This is a genomic window from Pseudomonas sp. AE27 (assembly GCF_037113495.1).
Taxonomy (GTDB): Bacteria; Pseudomonadota; Gammaproteobacteria; order Pseudomonadales; family Pseudomonadaceae; genus Aquipseudomonas; species Aquipseudomonas palmensis.
In genome coordinates, this window is the sequence record NZ_CP146966.1 from 513,290 (window position 1) to 530,836 (window position 17,547).

Here is a 17,547-nt window from a genome sequence, read left to right on the forward strand (position 1 = left end):
GTATGAAAAAATTAAACGAGGAAGGCGTATACGTTATTGCCGAGGCCGGCGTTAACCACAATGGGCAGCGCGACCTGGCTTTTCAATTGGTCGAGTTGGCCGCGCGCGCAGGCGCGGACGCGGTAAAGTTTCAGACCTTCGATGCTCGGAAGCTGGCGTCGGCCACTGCACCCAAGGCGCTTTATCAGCAGAAGACCACCGATGCTGCTGAAAGTCAGTTAGCCATGCTTCAGAAATTGGAATTGCCCAGGGCTTGGCATGCGGACCTGCAGGCGCATGCGAAGGCCAAGGGAATCGAGTTCATCAGTACCGCTTTCGATGGGGACAGTCTCGAATTTCTGTGTACGCTGGACATACCGTTCTTCAAGATACCATCCGGTGAGCTGACCAATGGCCCGCTGCTGTGGCAGTTTGCGCGTACGGGCAAACCACTGATTCTTTCCACTGGTATGGCGACATTGAGTGAGGTGGAGCAGGGGCTGGCAATCATTGCGCACGCTTTGGCCAATGATCAGGAGCCTCTGGGCATGGATCAGGTTTGGCGTTGCTGGAGCAAAGCCCAGGCGCGGGAGCGTCTGAAGGGGCATGTGACCTTGCTTCACTGCACCTCGCAGTATCCAACGCCGCTTACGGAAGTGAACCTGCGGGCGATGGATACCCTGCAACACGCCTTTGGTCTAGAGGTCGGTTACTCTGATCATACTCAGGGCTTGTTGATTCCGCTGGCAGCTGTCGCCCGTGGCGCTAAAGTGATTGAAAAACACTTCACCTTGGACCGAACGATGTCTGGCCCGGATCACAAGGCTTCTCTGGAGCCGACCGAGCTCGCCGAGATGGTTGCGCAGATCCGCGGTCTGGAGCAAGCGCTGGGCTCGTCCTCAAAGTCACCGCAACCCAGTGAATGGGATACACGTAATGCCGCACGTCAGCAAGTGGTGGTTACGCGAGATATCGTAGCCGGTGAGCGATTTACTCGTACTGACCTGGCTACCGCGCGTTGTGGTGGGGGGCTGCCGGCTACTGCCTTGTGGGGAATGGTCGGTATAGCGGCTTCGCGCGACTATCGAGCCGGCGAGGCAGTTGAATGACGACGGCGCTGATGGATGGCACATCGTGTCCGGTGCTTCTGCTCGGGGCAGGTGGGCATGCCAAAGTGCTGTTGTCATTGCTGCGCGCGGTGGGCGTCGATGTACTTGGTGTTTGTGATCCCGCTCTTGCTGTGGCTTCTATTGCGTCCTGGCGTGGCGTGGATGTCCTGGGTGGGGATGAGGTGCTCGAACAGTTTGATGTTGAGCAAGTCGGACTGGTCAACGGTATTGGTCAGGTGCTGGGTTCGTCACTTCGCCGGGATATGTTTTTGAAGTTGACCGCACGAGGCTTTCACTTTCCGTCGCTCGTTCATCCCTCTGCCTGGGTTGACCCGAGTGTGAAGTTGGGCGACGGGGTACAGGTCATGGCGGGTGCAATTATCCAGGCCGATACTACGATTGGCGTTAACTCAATCATAAATACCGGGGTCAGAATCGATCACGACTGTATACTGGGCAGCCATATTCACTTGGCCCCCTCCGCAGTGCTGTGTGGAGCAGTCAGCGTGGCAAGTGAGTCCTTCATCGGAGCCGGCTCCGTGACCATACAAGGCGTATCGATAGGTCAGTGCGGTATCGTCGGAGCGGGTGCTACCTTGGTAAAAGACCTACCCGCAGGTCATGTGGTAACGAGTGCGTCAGTACGAATCCATGAATCGAAATATGTGAGTCGGCCAGAAAAAACATGAAACCACTAGATCAGCAACTCTGGCGCAAAGTGTTGATTGCCCAGGGCTCGAGTATTCAGCAGGCGATCAGCAACCTGGATGCTTCCGGGTTGCAAATCGCGCTCGTCGTTTGTCCGCAAGGTCGCTTGCAAGGGAGTGTCACCGACGGTGATGTCAGGCGCGGCTTGCTGCGTGGGCTTGAACTCGGCAGCCCTGTGGAGCAGATCATGGCGCTCAGCCCGTTGGTTGTGCCGCCTGAGATGGCGCGCGATATGGTTCTGCACCTGATGCAAGCCAACAAGGTCCATCAACTACCGATCATAGATGCAGAGCGTCGCGTTGTGGGCTTGCACCTGTGGGATGAAGTGCTGGAACCTGCTGAACGCGAAAACACCATGGTGATCATGGCCGGTGGCTTGGGCAAGCGTTTGCTGCCACTCACCGAAGACTGCCCCAAGCCCATGTTGCCGGTGGGCGGCAGGCCCATGCTCGAGCTGATTATCGAGCGCGCGAAGGCAGATGGTTTCGTTAATTTCATTGTGTCTGTGCATTACCTCGGGCACATGATCGAGGACTATTTTGGAGATGGCCACAAGTGGGGAGTGAAGATCACTTACCTTCATGAAGATTCACCTCTTGGCACTGCGGGCGCTATCAGTTTGTTGTCGCCGCGCCCAACCCTGCCGTTCCTTGTAACGAATGGCGATGTATTGAGTGATATACGCTACGGTGAAATTCTTGATTTCCACCTAAGACATGGAGCGTTGGCAACAATGGCAGTTAGGCTTCATGAGTGGCAGAACCCATTCGGGGTGATTCGTACGGAGGGCATCAAAATCGTTGGTTTTGATGAAAAGCCTATCTATAAAACTCATGTGAATGCCGGTATCTACGTCTTGGACCCTGCAGCACTTGACGAGTTGGTTGTGGGCGGTCAATGCGACATGCCTACGCTGTTCGAGCGTGTCCAGCAGAAGGGCGAAAGTACGATTGCATACCCGATGCACGAGCCTTGGCTTGATGTGGGGCGTCCTGACGACCTGCAACTGGCTCGTAATAAGTATCCTGTCTAGTTGTTGATTTTTCTCTTGGAGAGTTACGTTGAAGATTTCCCCTAACGCGTCTTTTGATCTATCGAAGTTTTCTCTGCCCAAAGGCGAGCTTGAGGTTTTTTACGGCCTGCCGCGGGATGTCAAATTTTGCAAAATCTGCAACATGTCCAACCAGCAGCCGATGTCGAGCAACGAGTATGCGCATAGCCATAGCTCAACCAAGACAACACTGAGCTTTGACGAAAATGGCGTGTGCCATGCCTGTAACTTCAACAAGCTCAAGGAAACAGGTGAAATCGACTGGGCCGAGCGCGAGCGCGAGCTTGTGGAACTGTGCAATCAGTACCGCAAGAACGACGGCTCCTACGACTGCATCGTGGGCGGTAGCGGTGGCAAGGACAGCGCGATGCAGTCCCACCTGTTGAAGTACAAGTACGGTATGAATCCACTGACCGTGACCTGGTCCCCGCACCTGTACACCGATATCGGCTGGAAGAACTTTCAGAATTGGTTGCACGTTGGTGGGTTTGACAACTTCCTGTACACGCCCAACGGTAAGATCCATCGTTTGCTGACCCGCAATGCGACGATCAACCTGCTACACCCGTTCCAGCCGTTCATCCTCGGCCAGAAGACATTTGTGGCTAAAATGGCCGCCAAGTTTAATATTCCACTGATTTTTTACGGGGAAATGCCGGGTGAGTACGGTGAGAAGATTTCTCACAAGACCTCCAGCTATGCCGCGAAAGATCAGGAAGTGGAAAGTGAAGGTTTCTCGCTCGACTACCTGGGCGACAAGGACATTCGCGATGTATACCTGGGTGGCAAAGCCATTGGTGAATACCTTGACGACGGCGTGCCTATGGTCGACCTGGCCAGCTATCTGCCAATGGCGCCCGACGTACTCGAGAAGAAAGGTATCGACTTCAAGTACCTGGGGTACTACACCAAGTGGGTCCCTCAGGAAGCCTACTACTACGCGGTGGAACACACCGGTTTCGAGGCCAACCCGGTACGTACCGAAGGCACTTACTCCAAATACAACAGCCTCGATGACAAGGTTGATGGTTTCTTCTATTTCACACGCTGGATCAAGTTCGGTGTCGGCCGCACGATGATGGATTCCGCCCAAGAGATTCGTAATCATCACATCGACAAGGACGAAGCAATCGCGCTGATGCAGCGTTATGAGGGTGAATACCCTTCACGCTATGAAAAAGAGTTTCTAGATTACATCAGCATGACGCGTGAAGAGTTCTTGGCAACCTGCGACAAGTTCCGCTCGCCGCACCTTTGGCATGTTGTCGATGGCGAGTGGAAACTTCGCTACACCCCTTGGGCTCCGCAGGGCAACGCTTAATGAGTAACACCCGCCTTATTGCCCGACTCGATGTAAAGGGCAAGGACCTGATTAAGGGTATTCACCTCGAAGGGTTGCGCAAAATCGGTGTGCCTAACGATTTTGCCATACGCTATTACGAGCAGGGTATCGATGAACTTATCTACATGGATTGCGTTGCGAGCCTTTATGGGCGCAACAGCCTGAGCGAGTTGATCGAGAACACGGCAAGAAACGTGTTCATTCCCCTTACTGTCGGTGGTGGCGTACGGTCGGTGGATGACGTTGCGCATCTGCTGCGTTGTGGCGCCGACAAGGTGGCGGTCAATACTGCCGCCGTTGCCAGGCCGGGATTGATTACCGAGATCGCCCGCCGTTTCGGCAGCCAGTGCATGGTACTTTCGGTCGAGGCCAAAAGCGTGGGTATGCAGCGTTGGGAAGTATTTACCGATAACGGCCGCGAATCCACTGGCAAGGATCTATTGGAGTGGGTGCGTGAAGCTGCCCGGCTCGGTGCTGGCGAAGTGCTGTTGACTTCCGTGGACCGTGAAGGGACACGCAAGGGGTTCGACCTTGAACTGGTCACGGCTGTTACCGAGGCTGTGGACATTCCCGTGATCGCCAGTGGCGGCATGGGCAGCTCCGCGCATGCGATCAGTGTGGTAGGGGCGGGGGCGGACGCCGTGGCTATGGCTGACATCCTGCATTACCAACGTGCTTGCATCGCTGAGATTCGGCGTGACGTTTCTGCTGCTGGTGTACGGGTGCGGTCCTATGAGTGAAGTTGTTACGGTTATTGATTATGGCGTTGGCAACCTGTTCAGCGTCCGACGGGCGCTCGAGCATTGCGGCGCTACGGTCAACGTGGTGTCTGATCCAGACAGGTTAAAAGACTCCACCAAAGTCCTGCTACCTGGTGTGGGTGCCTTTGCTGATGCCATGGGCAACCTGGCTGCCAATGGCATGCACCAGGCGATTATCGAGTTCGCAAGCTCCGGGCGGCCGCTGATGGGTATCTGCCTGGGCATGCAATTGCTGCTCGATAGCAGCTGCGAGCATGGTCACTCCTTTGGGCTGGGTTTGATTCCGGGGGCGGTCGAGCCTATCCCTACCCTCGACAGCAATGGGCAGCGCTCGAAGGTTCCGCATATCGGCTGGTCCAGCCTCACATTCCCGTCAGGCCGAACAAGCTGGGAGCAAACCCCATTGGCATCGGTCAATCCTGAAAGCAGTGCGGTTTACTTCGTACATTCGTACATGGCTGTTCCCACCGATCCTTCTCACCGAATTGCCAATTGCCAGCATGACGACACTTTGATTGCTGCGGTGATAGGCCACAATAATGTGTGGGGCGCACAGTTCCATCCCGAAAAGAGTGGCAAGGTAGGCCTTTCTATCCTTTCCAGCTTTGTGGCAATGCAATGAAGATTCTTGCAGTAGTACCGGCCAGAGGCGGCTCGAAGCGCTTGCCCGGAAAGAACATCAAGTTGCTGGGTGGACGGCCGTTAATTGGCTGGACTATCGAGGCTGCGTTGCAGAGCGACGCGACCTGTGCAGTGCTGGTTTCGACCGATGATGCTCAGATCGGCGCTGTTGCGCAGGCCTTCGGCGCAAGCGTGCCGGGATTGAGGCCTGCGCACCTGGCCACGGATACAGCGAGTAGTGTCGACGTTGTACTGCATGCTCTCGATGTATATGAGGCAGACCATGGTCAGGTAGATGGAGTGTTGCTATTGCAGCCTACATCTCCGTTTCGCACTGCAGAATCGATACGCCGAGCGGTCGCACTGTTCCGGGAAGATGTCTCTCGCCCGCTGGTCAGTGTGTGTGCCGCCAGCACGCACCCTGCCTGGTGCTTCAGGCTCGAAGGCGATTCCATGGAGCCTTTTCTGGGGTGGGAAAATCTCTCCAGGCGGTCCCAGGACCTTGAGCCTGCTTGGACGCTCAGCGGTTCGATCTACCTGATTGCCCCCGATGTGCTACGTGAGCACAGGCGTTTCGTGCTGCCCGGCACAGTGCCGATGATGGTTTGCGACAGCCTCGAGTCAATTGATATCGATACCCCTGAAGACTGGAGCGCGGCGCTGCTGGCCTTGGAGAGCCTGTCATCGACGGAGCCAGTGGGCGCGCGAGGGGATTGAGTTGGTTTGGGCATGCTGGATTTATGCTCAATCAAGGCAGGCACGCAGCGCTGCTGTCTGAGCTGTGGGTGCGTTTTTGCGCCATGGGCTGTTCAAGCAGTCTGACCGCAGCAGTGTGCAAGCAGATGGTCTTGCCCAACACGTTACAAAGTATTCGAAGGTGATATGGAACAGTTACGAGCCTCACTGTTGGCGCTGCCGAGGCGCCGCAAGCGCCTGCTTCAAATGCTTGTGGATGTACTGGTGGTGTGGGTTGCGCTTTGGCTGGCGTTCATCGTCCGGCTGGGTATTGATGAGTACGTTGCGCCGATCAAGGCGCACCTGTGGCTGTTTGCATGCGCCCCGATCGTGACCATCCCCATGTTTGTCTACTTTGGCATGTATCGAGCGGTGATGCGCTATTTCGGCAATGACGCATTGGTCGCAATCTTCAAGGCCGTCAGCCTCTCTGCATTGGTGCTGGGGGTGATTGTTTACTGGTACAGCGATCACACACGCATCGTGCCGCGCTCGATCATTTTCAATTACTGGTGGCTGAGCCTGGTAATGGTGGGCGGGTTACGTCTGGCCGTTCGCCAGTACTTTCTTGGTGACTGGTTTGCCGCCACGCAACATGTGCCTTTTACCAATCGCAATGGCGGTCTGCCCAAGGTAGCCGTCTACGGAGCAGGCGCCGCAGGCAATCAATTGATTGCCGCTTTGCGCATGGGCAAGCTGATGCGACCGGTGGCCTTTATCGACGACGATGCAAGTATTGCCGATCGGGTTATCTCCGGATTGACGGTCTATACACCTGAAAATATCGAGAAAATGATCGAGGTAACCGGTGTAGAGGAGGTGCTGCTTGCTATTCCTTCCGCGACACGTGCTCGCCGACGTGAAATCCTGGGCTTTCTCGAGGGGCTTTCGCTGCATGTGCGCAGCGTTCCCGGCTTCATGGACTTGGCCAGCGGGCGGGTAAAAGTCGAAGATCTGCAGGAAGTGGATATTGCCGACCTGCTGGGCCGAGATGCCGTACCAGCACAGGATGACCTGCTTGAACGTTGCGTCAGCGCAAAGGTAGTCATGGTCACGGGGGCCGGAGGGTCGATTGGTTCGGAGCTGTGTCGGCAGATCCTGATGCTCAGGCCCAAGGTGCTGGTTCTGTTCGAGCATAGCGAGTTCAATCTGTACAGCATCCTCTCGGAGCTGGAGCAGCGTGTATCGCGAGGTTCGCTATCCACGCGGTTGCTGCCCATTCTTGGCAGCGTTCGAAACCCGGCGCAGTTGCTCGACGTAATGAAGGCCTGGCATGTCGAGACGGTTTATCATGCGGCTGCTTACAAACATGTGCCGATGGTTGAGCACAATGTGTCGGAAGGGCTGCTGAACAACGTAATCGGTACGTTGTATACCGCTCAAGCAGCATTGCAGGCGCAGGTTGCCAACTTCGTTCTGATTTCAACTGACAAGGCAGTACGCCCCACTAATGTCATGGGCAGCAGCAAGCGGTTGGCCGAAATGACGTTACAGGCGCTGAGTCGCGAGCTGGCGCCAGTCTTGTTCGAAGACAGCAGCAATGTGTCGCATGTCAACAAGACGCGTTTCACTATGGTGCGTTTCGGCAATGTGCTTGGCTCTTCGGGTTCGGTAATTCCGTTGTTCTACAGGCAAATCCAATCCGGTGGCCCGTTGACGGTCACTCACCCCAAGATCACGCGTTACTTCATGACCATCCCGGAAGCTGCACAGCTTGTTATCCAGGCAGGTTCAATGGGGCGGGGCGGGGATGTGTTCGTGCTGGACATGGGGGAGCCGGTGAAGATCGTCGAGTTGGCAGAAAAAATGATTCACCTCTCAGGTCTGAGTATCAAATCCGATGGTAATCCTCGCGGAGATATCGCTATCGAGTTCACCGGACTGCGCCCTGGGGAAAAGCTGTACGAAGAACTGCTTATAGGCGATGAGGTGGCCTCTACCCGCCACCCGATGATCATGAGTGCTCAGGAGGACCATCTGCCGTGGGACGAGCTTAAGGAGCGCCTCAGTGTATTGTTGGCGGCTCTTGCCGAGGATGATTACACGCGAGTTCGTCAGCTGTTGCGCGAAACAGTAAGCGGTTACAAGCCCGATGGTGAAATCGTCGACTGGATTCACCAGCAGCGCCGTCTGGAGCCGTGAACCTGTAGCCAGGCGCTTATCATCCCCTGGGCCGCAACATGAGATAGGCAGCTTCAGCCTTTTATGCGTAGTTGCACGGCGCTCAAAGCCCCATCGGGGAACGAGCAGCCGGTATCGACATAGACGACATTGCCCAGTTCCGTTATCCCCGGTACGGTCGAGTGCCCTACATACAGACGCTCGACTCCGCTGATCGGGGTCGGGTCCTGTCGAGTTATCCTGGTCCTTGAATACATGGCTTGCTGGTATGCCGCAAGGCGTGTGGGGGTGTGCTCGGAGCACAGCAGTGCCACAGCGCTGTTCCAGTCCAGTTGGTCTTCCCAGCCGGGCAGCTCGGCGTGAATCACGCCGATTTTTCGTTGATTACCCACTGCAACTTCAATGGCCATGGGCAGTTTAGCGAGTGCATCGATCACAATCTGCTGGCGCTTTGCGTCAAGCTGATAGAACCATGCGCCGCCATTTCGCGCATGTCTGGCGGCGTCGCCCGTGCCTGCTGCGTGATCGAGAACCATCTGTTCGTGATTCCCTCGCACTGCATGGAACCAGGGATGCTTCAGCCAATCCACGGCCTGTTCGGAAAAAGGGCCGCGATCAATGAGATCCCCGGTACAGAACACTCGATCGAGGCTGGGATTGAAGCGATGGCGCAACAGTAGCGCCTCGAGCTGCTCGAAGTGCCCATGGATGTCGCCTACGATGAAATCGCGCCCTGCGTTGTTGAGGTCAAATGAACGCAGATGCGCACTGGTGGAGGTGTGGTGCAATTCGGTACTCGGGTGAAGGTTATCTGGCCTGCCATACACTGATAGCAGGCATTTTAGATGCGAGGCCTGGTTGGTAGCGAAACCGGGCCGAAGAAAAAACGACGCTCCTTGCGGCCCACGTCCAGGTGCTTGCTCTGCTTGTACACCTGTTCGAAACGGTTTGGGTCAACACCAGCGTATGCGGCAAGGGCTGATTCGACCAAGGCGTCATAGGCCGCTTCGGTGATGTACCTGTAAACCTCGCGTCTGTAGAAGAATCCGAATTGGAATCCAAGAGTTTCGCTAAGACACTCAGTGTTCTGCGCAAAGCAGTTCTCTAGATCGATCGCGTAGGTCGGGGCTGTCCCATCGTTGCTAATCATGACATTCGCCGCCCACAGGTCCATATGATAGATGCCGTTGCTGTTGAGCGAAAACAACAACTCAAAGGACGCTTCAATCAATCGGTGAATTTCTTCAGGCTTTGACTGCATCCACTGGTAACCATCCGTGTAGCCCTGCAGCATCTCGGTAATGATAAAGAAATCTTTCACCAGGCCCAGCCTGGATTTGGTGTAGCCATAGCCCACCACGGCTGGGACGCGCGCACCGCGGCGATGCGCTTCCGAAGTGTTGAGCAGTTCTTCGATCGGCCAATCGTACATGCCGCAGCGTTTGCGCGCACCGCGGGCAAAGCGGAATTTTTTCGGGAAGGTCTCGAGTACTTGACGTTTGGCGAACAGGGAGCCAGCGCTGCCGGCAATTGGGGCGCTTGTGCGTTTCGCCAGATCGTTCAGGCTGAGCAGTTGCTCGAAAGCCTGGGCTACCACCGAATTGAACGGCACCTTCAGGTGGAAGGTTGAGCGCTGATGTTTAAAGGTAAATGGGTAACCATCCAGCAGGCTCTTGCTATCGTCAAGCACCAGTACTACACCCTGTGGCCAATTGCTATTAGGTCGCCGAAATGTAACATTTCCTACAGATTTTTACATATTTTTCACATCTTGTTTTAATCGATTTGCTATTGACTCTGGATGTGCGAGCAACCACCCGCTAGGTTTCACAGGCAGCCAAGGAATCGCTGCCTTAGCAAGCTCACACACCAAGGAGTGCCACCGTTATGCGCAATACCTTTCTTGTTTCTCTGCTGCTCGCGCTGCTCAGCGCGTTCTCGCTGCCGTCGTTTGCGGCGGCCACCAAGGCCGCGGGCGACTCGCCAGTCACTACAGTCAGCGCAGCGCTCGCCTCAACCACCGTCAACCTGAACACTGCCGATGCGGCGACACTGCAGTCGTCGCTTGCAGGTATCGGCAAGGCCAAGGCTGAAGCGATCGTGGCCTACCGCGAAGCCAACGGCGCGTTCGAGTCAGTGGATGAGTTGCTGGAGGTGAAGGGGATAGGCCAGGCGCTGATCGAGCGCAACCGGGACAAACTGGCGGTCAAGTGACCTGAGGAGGGGCGGGTCGGGCAATGCTCGATCCGTTTTTATCATCAAATGGCATGGGCCCATCGCCGGCAATGCCGGCGCCTGCAGAAGGCGGGGAAGCGCCACGTTTATCGGTCTTGCGCGTCCTTGGCATCGGCTTCGGCATTGCGCTCATGCACGCGCTTGAGTTGCTCTTCGGTCAAGGGCAGCTTCTTCGCCGTATCACGCAGCATCATCAAACCACCGACAATCGAGCCGATGGCAACCAGCAAGATCAACCAGGCATACCAGGGCATGAGCTTCTCCTTATCGACGGCGAATGGCGCCGCCTCTGTGATGTTGGACTCGACACGAGCGTCGATGGTTCAAGTATAAGAGGCCCACCACCTGGGGGCGAATTCGCGATCACCGGCCCCCATTGGCACTGCGCATCGGCTACAATGCGCGCCGATTTCGACTTGCCCAGAGAGCCTGCCCATGTCCGCCTGTCAGACGCCTATCATCGTCGCCCTGGATTTCCCTACCCGTGACGCCGCCCTGAAACTGGCCGATCAGCTGGACCCCGCGCTGTGTCGGGTCAAGGTCGGCAAGGAGCTGTTCACCAGCAGTGCGTCGGGCATCGTTGAAACCCTGTGTGAAAAGGGCTTCGAAGTGTTCCTGGACCTCAAGTTCCACGATATCCCCAACACCACCGCCATGGCCGTGAAGGCCGCAGCCGAAATGGGCGTGTGGATGGTCAACGTGCACTGCTCTGGCGGCCTGCGCATGATGGCGGCCTGTCGCGACGTGCTGGACCAGCGCAGCGGGCCACAGCCGCTGTTGATCGGTGTGACCGTGCTGACCAGCATGGAGCGTGAAGACCTCGCCGGTATTGGCCTGGACATCGAGCCGCAGGAGCAGGTGCTGCGACTGGCCGCCCTGGCCGAGAAGGCCGGCATGGACGGCCTGGTGTGCTCCGCCCTGGAAGCCCCGGCCCTGAAGGCCGCGCACCCGTCGTTGCAGCTGGTGACTCCGGGCATTCGTCCTGCCGGCAGCGCCCTGGACGATCAGCGTCGTATCCTTACCCCGCGCCAGGCGCTGGACGCCGGCTCCGACTACCTGGTAATCGGTCGCCCGATCAGTCAGGCGGCTGACCCTGCTCAAGCGCTGGCTGCAGTGGTAGCCGAAATTCGCGGCTAAGCGACCCGGTTTTTCGCCAGCAAGGCTGGCTCCTACAAGGAGGAGCCGGCCTTGCTGGCGAAGGCGTTCCCCTTATACCTTCAACACCAGCTTGCCAAAGTTTTCCCCGCTGAACAGCTTCAGCAGCGCTTCGGGAAAGGTCTCCAGCCCCTCGATAACATCCTCCTTGCTCTTGAGCTTGCCGCTGGCCAGCCAGCCGGCAATTTCGTTGCCTGCGGTGCCGTACTTGGCCACATGGTCCATCACCACGAAACCTTCCATGCGCGCGCGGTTTACCAGCAGCGACAGGTAGTTGGCCGGGCCCTTGACCGCCTGCTTGTTGTTGTACTGGCTGATGGCACCACAGATCACCACCCGCGCCTTGAAATTCAGGCGACTGAGCACTGCATCGAGGATGTCCCCGCCGACGTTGTCGAAGTACACATCCACCCCTTTGGGGCACTCGCGCTTGAGTCCCTCCAGTACGTCTTCGGCCTTGTAGTCGATAACCCCGTCAAAGCCCAGTTCATCGACCAGATAGCGGCATTTCTGCTCGCCGCCGGCAATCCCGACCACACGGCAGCCCTTGAGCTTGGCGATCTGCCCGGCAATGCTGCCGACCGCTCCCGCTGCACCCGAGATCACCACGGTTTCGCCCGTCTTGGGCTCACCCACTTCCAGCAGGGCAAAGTAGGCCGTCATTCCGGTCATGCCCAGGGCGGAGAGATAGCGTGGCAACGGTACCAGCCTAGGGTCGACCTTATGCAGGCCCTTGGGCTCGCCAATGAAGTAATCCTGTACACCAAGGGCTCCGCTTACCGTATCACCCACGGCATAGTCAGGGTGCCTGGACGCCACCACTTCACCGACACCCAGTGCGCGCATGACCTCGCCGATACCTACAGGCGCAATGTAGGACTTGCCCTCGTTCATCCACCCGCGCATGGCCGGGTCCAGCGACAGGTACAGGTTCTTCACCACTACCTGTCGCTCGACAGGCTCGCTCACAGGCACGGTTTCAAAGGTAAAGTCATCACGTGTCACTGCCCCGGTGGGGCGCTTGGCAAGCAGGAAGCGGCGGTTGGTCCTGTCGGTCATGGCAAGGTTCTCTCTGGAAGGCAAACCCTGTTGATAGGCCTGCATCGGCAAATCGGCAAGGTCCAGCCTTGTGGCGAATGGTGATTGATCCATCTGGATGATTGAGCCTAGCAGCTAAAATCACCCGGTTCGATGGTGTGTTCACTGCGTGCCTGATGATGCTGCCCAGGAGCCACCGCCGATGACTAGACTCCCGCCATTGTCCTCACTACGTTGCGGGAGTTATCGATGAGCATGACTTTTTCCGGCCAGGTTGCCCTGGTCACCGGGGCCGGCGCCGGCATCGGCCGGGCCACGGCGCTGGCATTTGCCGCACAAGGCCTGAAGGTCGTGGTGGCAGACATGGACGTCGCCGGTGGCGAACACACGGTCGGGTTGATTCAGGCCGCCGGCGGCCAGGCACTGTTCGTACCTTGCAACGTTACCCGCGAGCAGGACGTGCAGCATTTGATGGCGCGCACTGTCGAGGCATACGGTCGTCTGGACTACGCCTTCAACAATGCCGGTATAGAAATCGAGCAGGGGCGCCTGGCCGACGGTAGCGAAGCCGAATTCGATGCGATCATGGGCGTCAACGTCAAGGGCGTGTGGCTGTGCATGAAGCACCAGTTGCCGCTGATGCTCGCCCAGGGCGGCGGTGCGATCGTCAACACCGCATCGGTCGCCGGCCTGGGGGCTGCGCCCAAGATGAGCATCTACAGCGCATCCAAGCATGCCGTGATCGGGCTCACCAAGTCGGCCGCCATCGAGTACGCCAAGAAACAGATCCGGGTGAATGCGGTGTGCCCGGCGGTGATCGACACCGACATGTTCCGCCGTGCCTACGAGGCCGATCCACGCAAGGCTGAATACGCCGCCGCCATGCACCCGGTCGGTCGCGTGGGCAAGGTCGAGGAAGTCGCTGCAGCGGTCCTTTACATGTGCAGCGACGGTGCGGCATTCACCACTGGCCAGGCTCTGGCAATCGATGGTGGTGCCACCGCTATCTAGCGGGTGGGGCAGGGGAGGGCCAGGCCCTCCCGTACCGATCAGGCAGCCTTGCGCCAGTTCAGGATCATCAGCGTCAGTACCCCCGCCACAATCCCCCAGAACGCCGAGCCGATCGAGAACAGGGTAAAGCCCGAGGCCGTGACCATGAATGTGATCAAGGCCGCCTCGCGCTCCCTGGCCTCGCTCATCGCCACCGTCAGGCCGTTCATGATCGAGCCGAACAGCGCCAGTGCGGCAATCGACAGCACCAGCTCCTTGGGCAACGCGGCGAACAGTGCCGCCAGGGTGGCGCCGAACACGCCGGCAATGCCATAGAAAATCCCGCACCAGACCGCCGCGGTGTACCGCTTGCTCGGGTCTTCATGGGCATGCGGCCCGGTACAGATCGCGGCGCTGATGGCCGCCAGGTTGATGCCGTGCGAGCCGAACGGGGCCAGCAGCAGCGAGGCCAGGCCCGTCACTGAAATCAGCGGCGAGGCAGGTACCTGGTACCCGTCCGCACGCAGCACCGCCACACCCGGCATGTTCTGTGAAGTCATCGCCACCACGAACAGCGGGATGCCGATGCTGATGGTCGCGGCCAGCGAGAACGACGGCGTGGTCCATACCGGTGTCGCCACCTCCAGGTGGAAGCCGCTGAAGTCCAGCAACCCCATCACTGCGGCGATCGCGGTGCCCACCACCAGCGCGGTCAGTACCGCATAGCGCGGCGACAGCCGCTTGATCAGCAGATAGCTGAAGAACATCCCCAGTACCAGGGCGGTCCGATGCTGGGCGGCAACAAAGATCTCGCTGCCGATCTTGAACAGAATGCCGGCCAGCAGGGCCGCGGCCAGCGATGCCGGAATGCGCCGTACCAGGCGTTCGAAACTGCCTGTGAGCCCGCAGATCACCACCAGTACGGCGCAGGTGATGTAGGCGCCGATTGCCTCGCCATAGCTCACGCCGCCCAGGCTGGTGATCAGCAAGGCTGCGCCGGGGGTCGACCAGGCGACCGTGATGGGCGTGCGATAACGCAGTGAAAGGCCAATGCTGCATACCGCCATGCCGATCGACAGCGCCCAGATCCACGAGGAAATCTGCGCGGTGGTCAGGCCGGCCGCCTGGCCCGCCTGGAACATCAGCACCAGCGAGCTGGTATAGCCCGTGAGCATGGCAATGAAACCGGCGACCACCGCCGAGGGGGAGGTGTCGGCCAGCGGACGCATTGGCGCAGAGGTGGCGTCAGGCATGCAGTAATCCTTGTGCGGGTGTAAGCGGGTTTTTCAGACTACGCTGCGATAGGGCGAGTTTTGCCATACAGCAACCATTGCATTTAACCGTACAGTCGCCAACTATGGACGGCGGTTTCGTTTCAGCTTTGGAGAGGGGGGAACAATGTACAAGGTCTACGGGGATTACCAGTCGGGCAACTGCTACAAGGTCAAGCTGATGTTGCACTTGCTTGATATTCCGTACACATGGTGTCCCGTGAACATCCTCAATGGCGAGACCGAGCGCCCTGAGTTTCTGGTCAAGAACCCTAACGGCAAAGTGCCGGTGCTGGAGTTGGAGGACGGCAGTTATCTGTGGGAGTCCAACGCCATTCTGAACTACCTCGCCGAAGGTAGCCTGTTCCTGCCGAGTGAGCCGCGTTTACGTACGCAAGTGCTGCAGTGGCAGTTCTTCGAGCAGTACAGCCATGAGCCCTACATTGCCGTGGCACGTTTCATCCAGTTCTATCTGGGCATGCCCGAAGATCGTGTCGATGAATACAAGTCGTTGCAGAAGGGCGGGCACAAGGCGCTGAAGGTGATGGAGAAACAGTTGCAGGAAACACCCTACCTGGTCGGTGACCAGTACTCGATTGCCGATGTGGCGTTGTATGCCTACACCCATGTGGCCCACGAAGCCGGCTTCCTGCTGAATGATTACCCGAAGATTCGCGCCTGGCTGGAACGCGTGGCCTCGCATCCGCGGCATGTGCCCATGATCGATTGATGGTGTTTTGCCGGCAGGGAGCAGCCCTGCCGGCCAAGCGCTGTCAGACCGCCGAGAACCGCTGGTTCAGGTAGTCGATGATCACCTTGGACTCGTACATCCAGGTGGTCTTGCCGTCTTCCTCGATGCGCAGGCACGGCACCTTGATCTTGCCGCCTTGCTCCAGCAGGGCCTGGCGATCCTGTTCGTTGTTCTTCGCGTCACGCAGTGCCACCGGCACGTTCAGGCGGTGCAGTGTGCGGCGGGTCTTCACGCAGAAGGGGCAAGCGTGAAACTGATACAGGCTCAGCCCCTTGGCCTGCTGCTCGACATTCGCCTGGGCGGCCTCATCACGCTTGAGTTTGCTCGGGCGGCTGACCCAGTCGAGGAAGACGATCAACTGGCCAAGGCCAACCCGCAGTGCTTTGACGATCATGGCAACTCCTCACAATGAAAAAAGCCGACCTGGGCAGGTCGGCTCGCAGAACCTCGGCCGATTACTTGATCAGGCTGAGGAACTCGCTGCGGGTGGCAGCATTGTCGCGGAAGGCGCCGAGCATCACCGAGGTGATCATCGACGAATTCTGTTTTTCCACACCGCGCATCATCATGCACATGTGCTTGGCTTCGATCACCACGGCCACGCCCAGCGCGCCGGTCACCTGCTGAACCGCCTCGGCGATCTCGCGGCTGAGGTTTTCCTGGATCTGCAGGCGGCGAGCGTACATGTCGACGATGCGTGCCACCTTGGACAGGCCCAGCACCTTGCCGCTCGGGATATAGGCGACATGCGCCTTGCCAATGAACGGCAGCATGTGGTGTTCGCACAGCGAGTACAGCTCGATGTCCTTGACCAGGACCATTTCGCTGTTGTCGGAGCTGAACAAGGCGCCGTTGGTCACCTCTTCCAGGGTTTGGTCGTAGCCGCGGCAAAGGTACTTCATGGCCTTCGCAGCCCGCTTGGGCGTATCGAGCAGGCCCTCGCGGGAAACATCCTCGCCGAGTTGGCCGAGAATCGCGGTGTAGTGCTGTTCCAGGGACATGGATCTACCTGTGGGATTTATCGCAAAAGCGAAGGGTACGGCGGCTGTGACGGCGCTGCAAGCGCGGCGTTACTCGTCACGCCCTTCGAGCATGGTCCGCTTGAGCATGACATACACCGCGCCGGTGCCGCCGTGGCGCGCCTGGCACGAGGTAAAACCCAGTACCTGGGCATGCTGGCGCAGCCAGGTGTTGACGTGGCTCTTGATCATCGGACGCTTGCCATCGAGCCGCACCGCCTTGCCGTGGGTGACTCGCACGCAGCGCACCTCGAAGCGCGTGGCCTCTGCCAGGAATGCCCAGAGGGTCTCGCGGGCTTTCTCCACGGTCATGCCGTGCAGGTCCAGGCTGCCTTCGAAACCGATCTGGCCAAGCTTGAGCTTGCGCATCTGGCTCTCCTGCACGCCATCGCGGCTCCAGTGCAGGTCGTCTTCCGGGCCCACGTCGATGACGAACTGATCGGACAGGCCGTCGATCACCGTCTGGTCGCTGCGCACGGTCGCGGCCTGGCGCAGGCTGGCCAGCTGCTTGCGGTCGGCCTTGGGTTTGCCGGTGTCGGCACGATCATGCCGGATCGGCTTGACGCCGTGCATCTGGCTCTTGAACAGGGAAAAATCGTCGTCTTGCATGTAAGCCTCCGCCTGGGCGGCGCAGTTTACGCGACTCCCCACAGGGTTGCAG

20 protein-coding genes are annotated in these 17,547 nt (G+C 58.3%); 12 read left to right on the forward strand and 8 right to left on the reverse strand.

Going from position 1 to position 17,547, the window contains the following annotated elements:
* Nucleotides 1-2: 2 nt before the first annotated feature.
* The 8 genes from neuB (at nt 3) to V9K84_RS02410 (ending at nt 8,448) form a co-directional block, all read left to right on the forward strand.
* Nucleotides 3-1,088: an N-acetylneuraminate synthase gene (gene neuB, locus V9K84_RS02375; protein ID WP_088514056.1), complete on the forward strand. Its 1,086-nt coding sequence runs from the start codon at nt 3-5 to the stop codon at nt 1,086-1,088.
* Nucleotides 1,085-1,777 (forward strand): acetyltransferase, encoded by a 693-nt coding sequence (locus V9K84_RS02380; RefSeq protein ID WP_088514057.1) that lies wholly within the window; start codon nt 1,085-1,087, stop codon nt 1,775-1,777. The genes neuB and V9K84_RS02380 overlap by 4 nt, the downstream gene beginning before the upstream one ends.
* On the forward strand, nt 1,774-2,829 hold the full coding sequence (locus V9K84_RS02385) for a nucleotidyltransferase family protein (RefSeq protein WP_043862688.1): 1,056 nt from the start codon (nt 1,774-1,776) through the stop codon (nt 2,827-2,829). Before V9K84_RS02380 ends, V9K84_RS02385 begins: the two co-directional genes overlap by 4 nt.
* Nucleotides 2,830-2,857: 28 nt before the next feature.
* Nucleotides 2,858-4,168 (forward strand): N-acetyl sugar amidotransferase, encoded by a 1,311-nt coding sequence (locus V9K84_RS02390; RefSeq protein WP_043862689.1) that lies wholly within the window; start codon nt 2,858-2,860, stop codon nt 4,166-4,168.
* A complete protein-coding gene (locus V9K84_RS02395) occupies nt 4,168-4,929 on the forward strand; it encodes an imidazole glycerol phosphate synthase cyclase subunit (protein WP_088514058.1) in 762 nt (253 codons plus the stop codon). Before V9K84_RS02390 ends, V9K84_RS02395 begins: the two co-directional genes overlap by 1 nt.
* Nucleotides 4,922-5,572: an imidazole glycerol phosphate synthase subunit HisH gene (gene hisH, locus V9K84_RS02400; RefSeq protein WP_088514059.1), complete on the forward strand. Its 651-nt coding sequence runs from the start codon at nt 4,922-4,924 to the stop codon at nt 5,570-5,572. Before V9K84_RS02395 ends, hisH begins: the two co-directional genes overlap by 8 nt.
* Nucleotides 5,569-6,288 (forward strand): acylneuraminate cytidylyltransferase family protein, encoded by a 720-nt coding sequence (locus tag V9K84_RS02405; protein ID WP_088514060.1) that lies wholly within the window; start codon nt 5,569-5,571, stop codon nt 6,286-6,288. The genes hisH and V9K84_RS02405 overlap by 4 nt, the downstream gene beginning before the upstream one ends.
* A 165-nt stretch (nt 6,289-6,453) precedes the next feature.
* Nucleotides 6,454-8,448, forward strand: a complete 1,995-nt coding sequence (locus V9K84_RS02410; protein WP_088514061.1) for a nucleoside-diphosphate sugar epimerase/dehydratase — start codon at nt 6,454-6,456, stop codon at nt 8,446-8,448.
* A 53-nt stretch (nt 8,449-8,501) separates the two neighbouring features.
* Here the strand turns inward: V9K84_RS02410 and V9K84_RS02415 are convergent, their stop codons facing one another.
* Nucleotides 8,502-9,215, reverse strand: a complete 714-nt coding sequence (locus V9K84_RS02415) for a metallophosphoesterase (protein ID WP_235384284.1) — start codon at nt 9,213-9,215, stop codon at nt 8,502-8,504.
* 53 nt (nt 9,216-9,268) lie between these two features.
* The gene (locus V9K84_RS02420; RefSeq protein ID WP_088514062.1) at nt 9,269-10,117 is read right to left on the reverse strand and encodes a lipopolysaccharide kinase InaA family protein; all 849 of its coding nucleotides are present in this window, start codon (nt 10,115-10,117) and stop codon (nt 9,269-9,271) included.
* Between the two features lie 197 nt (nt 10,118-10,314).
* Here V9K84_RS02420 and V9K84_RS02425 point away from each other — a divergent pair, with 197 nt between their 5' ends.
* Entirely contained in the window at nt 10,315-10,641 is a 327-nt protein-coding gene (locus V9K84_RS02425; RefSeq protein ID WP_088514063.1) for a helix-hairpin-helix domain-containing protein, read from the forward strand.
* A 107-nt stretch (nt 10,642-10,748) separates the two neighbouring features.
* On the opposite strand, the gene V9K84_RS02430 is transcribed toward V9K84_RS02425, so the two are convergent.
* Nucleotides 10,749-10,916: a DUF2897 family protein gene (locus V9K84_RS02430; protein WP_078479756.1), complete on the reverse strand. Its 168-nt coding sequence runs from the start codon at nt 10,914-10,916 to the stop codon at nt 10,749-10,751.
* Nucleotides 10,917-11,097: 181 nt separating this feature from the next.
* Here V9K84_RS02430 and pyrF point away from each other — a divergent pair, with 181 nt between their 5' ends.
* Nucleotides 11,098-11,799: an orotidine-5'-phosphate decarboxylase gene (pyrF, locus tag V9K84_RS02435; protein WP_054915847.1), complete on the forward strand. Its 702-nt coding sequence runs from the start codon at nt 11,098-11,100 to the stop codon at nt 11,797-11,799.
* A gap of 72 nt (nt 11,800-11,871) precedes the next feature.
* Here the strand turns inward: pyrF and V9K84_RS02440 are convergent, their stop codons facing one another.
* A complete protein-coding gene (locus V9K84_RS02440; protein WP_088514064.1) occupies nt 11,872-12,876 on the reverse strand; it encodes an NADP-dependent oxidoreductase in 1,005 nt (334 codons plus the stop codon).
* Between the two features lie 228 nt (nt 12,877-13,104).
* On the opposite strand from V9K84_RS02440, the gene V9K84_RS02445 reads away from it, so the two are divergent.
* Entirely contained in the window at nt 13,105-13,866 is a 762-nt protein-coding gene (locus tag V9K84_RS02445) for an SDR family oxidoreductase (RefSeq protein ID WP_088514065.1), read from the forward strand.
* Between the two features lie 38 nt (nt 13,867-13,904).
* Here the strand turns inward: V9K84_RS02445 and V9K84_RS02450 are convergent, their stop codons facing one another.
* Entirely contained in the window at nt 13,905-15,098 is a 1,194-nt protein-coding gene (locus V9K84_RS02450; RefSeq protein WP_043862698.1) for a benzoate/H(+) symporter BenE family transporter, read from the reverse strand.
* A gap of 145 nt (nt 15,099-15,243) precedes the next feature.
* Here V9K84_RS02450 and V9K84_RS02455 point away from each other — a divergent pair, with 145 nt between their 5' ends.
* Nucleotides 15,244-15,846: a glutathione S-transferase family protein gene (locus V9K84_RS02455; RefSeq protein WP_043862699.1), complete on the forward strand. Its 603-nt coding sequence runs from the start codon at nt 15,244-15,246 to the stop codon at nt 15,844-15,846.
* A 43-nt stretch (nt 15,847-15,889) separates the two neighbouring features.
* Here the strand turns inward: V9K84_RS02455 and V9K84_RS02460 are convergent, their stop codons facing one another.
* From V9K84_RS02460 to V9K84_RS02470, 3 genes are all read right to left on the reverse strand, one after another.
* Complete coding sequence (locus V9K84_RS02460) at nt 15,890-16,261, reverse strand: glutathione S-transferase N-terminal domain-containing protein (protein WP_088514066.1); 372 nt, start codon at nt 16,259-16,261, stop codon at nt 15,890-15,892.
* A gap of 61 nt (nt 16,262-16,322) precedes the next feature.
* The gene (gene folE, locus V9K84_RS02465; RefSeq protein ID WP_054915843.1) at nt 16,323-16,868 is read right to left on the reverse strand and encodes a GTP cyclohydrolase I FolE; all 546 of its coding nucleotides are present in this window, start codon (nt 16,866-16,868) and stop codon (nt 16,323-16,325) included.
* Nucleotides 16,869-16,937: 69 nt separating this feature from the next.
* On the reverse strand, nt 16,938-17,495 hold the full coding sequence (locus V9K84_RS02470; protein ID WP_043862702.1) for a Smr/MutS family protein: 558 nt from the start codon (nt 17,493-17,495) through the stop codon (nt 16,938-16,940).
* Between the last annotated feature and the right edge of the window lie 52 nt (nt 17,496-17,547).